3 protein-coding genes are annotated in these 3,523 nt (G+C 68.7%); all 3 read left to right on the top strand.

The annotated features are described in order from the left end of the window. Positions 1-504, top strand: a 504-nt coding sequence (locus ACLL9L_RS15820; protein WP_411285618.1) for a hypothetical protein, incomplete at its 5' end; no start/stop codon positions are given. An 807-nt stretch (positions 505-1,311) separates the two neighbouring features. Continuing rightward, on the top strand, positions 1,312-2,001 hold the full coding sequence (locus ACLL9L_RS15815) for an ATP-binding cassette domain-containing protein (RefSeq protein WP_411285617.1): 690 nt from the start codon (positions 1,312-1,314) through the stop codon (positions 1,999-2,001). After that, on the top strand, positions 1,998-3,509 hold the full coding sequence (locus ACLL9L_RS15810) for an ABC transporter permease (protein WP_411285616.1): 1,512 nt from the start codon (positions 1,998-2,000) through the stop codon (positions 3,507-3,509). The genes ACLL9L_RS15815 and ACLL9L_RS15810 overlap by 4 nt, the downstream gene beginning before the upstream one ends. Positions 3,510-3,523 lie beyond the last annotated feature (14 nt).

The raw sequence follows: 3,523 nt of genomic DNA, 5'->3' as shown, positions 1-3,523 counted from the left end.
GACGCCGATGCCCGCGGCTTTCGGGCCGAGCTCGCCGAGCTGGTCGAGCAGTGGCGCCAGGGCGAGGACGGGTCCTCGGTGGCCCGGCTGCTCCTGCGCGAGCTCGGCACCGGCGCCTCGCACGGCATCGAGTTCCCGCGGGAACTGATGCTGCTGGCCCGCTCGCTCATCAGCCTGGAGGCGACAGCCGCTCTGGTCGACCCGGATCGGACCTTCGTGAACCTCGCCCGTGACCTGCTGCCAGACCTGAAAGGCATGACGCTCCCCAGTGGGGCGCAACTCGAGCAACTGTGGAAGGACAACCGGTTCGACTACTTGGCGCTCGCCTTGGAGCTACCCGAGATGATCCCGCACATGCGAGACGCGATAGCGGGCGGTGGTCAGGGCGCCCCCTCAGGGCCGGGCCGCCGGCCGTGGTGGTCAGGCGCCCTCACCGGCGCCGGCGCCGCTCTGACCATCGTCGCCGCCCGCCGACTCAGCCGCCGGCTCGGCGATCGGCGATAGACCGGCATACACGCACAAGCATCGCAACGCAGATGCCTCCGCCCTGCTGGTCTGCCTGGTCGCCGCGGTCGCGCAGCTTCTCGGGCAGGCCGGCTGGGTGCTGCCGGTGGGAAGGCATCGCCGAAGCCGACGATCCGTCGATCTCGTGGATCCGCGTGGGGCAGGCGTGGCGTCCGCCCGATCGGATGTTGGCGATGGAAGCGGCGGCTCTGAGGGAACCATGTCGAACCAGGCGCTACGACGGCTGACCCAGTCCCGCACACGTGGTCCCAGATACGGGTGGTGTCGCCGGTGCGGGTTTCTCGTCCTGTTGGCACCGATGCTGTTGCGGGCCGCTAGGTCGTCGTGCAGTTCGGCCACCCCGCCGACCAGCTGGTCAACTTGCTTCAGGAGGCGGAGCAGGGCGCCTGCGGTGAACCGTCCCGACCGGGGTGCGAGCGGGGCGAAGACCTCGGCGCCCACGTTGATCAACTGCTCAGTGAACGGGGTCAGCGCCTCATCTGTGATGTCGAGGAGGCGCCTTCCCTGCCTACGGGCAAGGGCCAATGGGCTGGTCATTCTCAACCTGGCAAGTCGACCCGCGGGGAAGGGAGCACGCCACCTCGAGGTTGACGATGGACGGTTCGGCCTCGGCTTTCTGGCCCGCGGCGGAGGGACCTTGGTCACTACCCCCACCGGGTATTTGGCGAGACTATCGGGTGTGGGTGACCAGCACGCGCACGTGGCCGCGGCACCCGGCTCGACGCCACTTGGCCTTAGCCGGCGCCACGTCGGGACAGGCCGCTTCACACGCACACGGAGGCAGAAATGGCTACTATCCTCACCACCGCGTCGGCAGCGATTCCGGCGGGTGTGGGCGCAGTTGTGCCAGTGCTGCAAGCGTCAGGAATCACCAAGTCCTACCGTCGCGGTATCTGGCCGCGACGCCACACCCAGTTGATCCTGGCGAGCGCGGACCTCACCCTGTATCCTGGCGAGGTGGTCGGGCTGACCGGGGAGAACGGCTCGGGCAAGTCCACCCTCATGAAGATCCTGGTCGGCGCGGTTGGGGCCGACCAAGGCACCGTTGCTCGTACCGGACGCCTCGGCTACTGCCCGCAGGAGCCTTTGGTGTATGCCCGGCTGACTTGTGACGAGCACTTCGACCTGTTCGGCCACGCCTACGCCATGACCCACCAGGCAATGGTGCAATCCCGTCAGGCGATCTATGAGGAGCTCGGGTTCGCCCGCTACGCCGACACACGCGCCGACCAGCTCTCCGGCGGGACTCTGTCGAAACTGAACCTGGGCTTGGCCCTTCTCGCTGATCCCGACCTACTGCTGCTCGACGAACCGTACGCCGGCTTCGACTGGGACACCTACCAGAAGTTCTGGGGCCTGGTCGCTCAGCGCCGCGACGTAGGGCGGACCGTGCTCATCATCAGCCACTTCGTCGTCGACGAGGACCGCTTCGACCGCATCGTGGCCATCCGTAACGGGAAGACGGCGCCACGATGACGACCCTTGTGCTCGTGCGCCGGTTCCTGACCGATTACGTCCGGAACCCGGTCAACCTACTCCTGCTCGCCGTCGTACCAGCGGTGTTCGTCGTCGTGGCGGGCGGCGCCCTAGCGGACTTTGCGAGACTCCTGGGCGGCCCCGACGGACCCGCCGTTCAGACTGCCACAGCCGGCTGGGCCGCCGCGTTCCTTGCCGGTATCGCCATGTACTTCCAGATTGCTACCACTTGCAACACCGACCGCCGGGTGGTCATCGCTGGCCTACCCGCCTCACGCCTGGCCCTTGCCCGGCTGCTCACCGGCGGGTGCCTGGCGCTGCTGGCCGCCACGATCGCGTTGGTCGCCCTCGTGGCCCGCATCGGCATCGACGCCCCAGTGCGTACAGTGGCCGGTACCCTGATGTTCGCTGTCATCTATGTGGCGATCGGCGCGCTGGTCGGATCGGTGGTTCGCAATCCCGTCAACGGCAGCGTGATCGTCCTCTTCGTATGGATCGTCGACGTGTTCTTCGGCCCCGCGATGGGCGCTGCCGACCGGATCGCCATCCGCGGGCTGCCGACCCACTTCGTCACCCTGTGGATGGTCGACACACCCTCCGGCCACAGCGGACGCATCGACGACCTGGGGTGGGCACTGACCTGGACCGTCGCAGCAGTCGTCGCGGCTTGGGCCCTGGCCGCCGCCCGCACCCGCACCGCCCACCGCAGCAGACGGCGGGGCCACCCCGGCTCGATCATCACCCAGGCAGCCGCCGCATCGCAGGCCGCCTGGCGCGACGCGCGACGCAACCCCGTCCTGTGGGTGTTGTTCGTCGTCGTGCCGGTGGTGTTCATCCTCGGCGTATACGGGGTCACCCCCGAGCGGCCCATCACGCTCATCCTCGACGAGCAGGGCCGCCGCATCGCCGAGACGACCTCGCTGGTCGACCTGCACGGGGCCACCATGGCACCCACCGCGATCGCCTCCCTCGCCGCACTTCTCGGCCTGTTCACCGTGCTCGACAGCCGCGACGGCGACCGCCGTGCAGCCCTCGCTGGCCTGCGCCCCGGAGCCCTGCTCTCGGCCCGCCTTGGCGTCCTCACCCTCTCCGCCCTCGCCGCCACCGCGGTGGCCTTGGCCACCACCGCCTTGGTCTTCGATGCCGCCGCGTGGCCGACGTACGCCGCCGCCAACATCCTGATCGCCATCACTTACGGGCTGATCGGGGCCCTACTCGCCCCGATCTTCGGCCGCGTCGGCGGCGTGTTCATCGCGTTCCTGCTGCCCTTCCTGGACATCGGCATCGTGCAGAACCCCATGTTGCAGCCTGAGCCCACCACCTGGTCCAAGCTGTTACCCGGCTACGGGGGCTCCCGCGTCCTTCTCGACGGCGCCCTGACCCAAAGCTTCGACGAGTTGGTTCCTCTCCTCATGGGCCTTGGCTGGCTCACCGCGATCGCCGTGGCCGTCGTCCTGACCTATCGGCGCGCCTCCCGGCCCGTCAACACCCGGCAGGCCAACGCATGACGGTCTAGCCGCCG

Source organism: Lapillicoccus sp. (assembly GCF_046595215.1).
Taxonomy (GTDB): Bacteria; Actinomycetota; Actinomycetes; order Actinomycetales; family Dermatophilaceae; genus Lapillicoccus.
The sequence above is the reverse complement of the archived record's forward strand: the minus strand, read 5'-3'. Positions and strand labels throughout refer to the sequence as shown.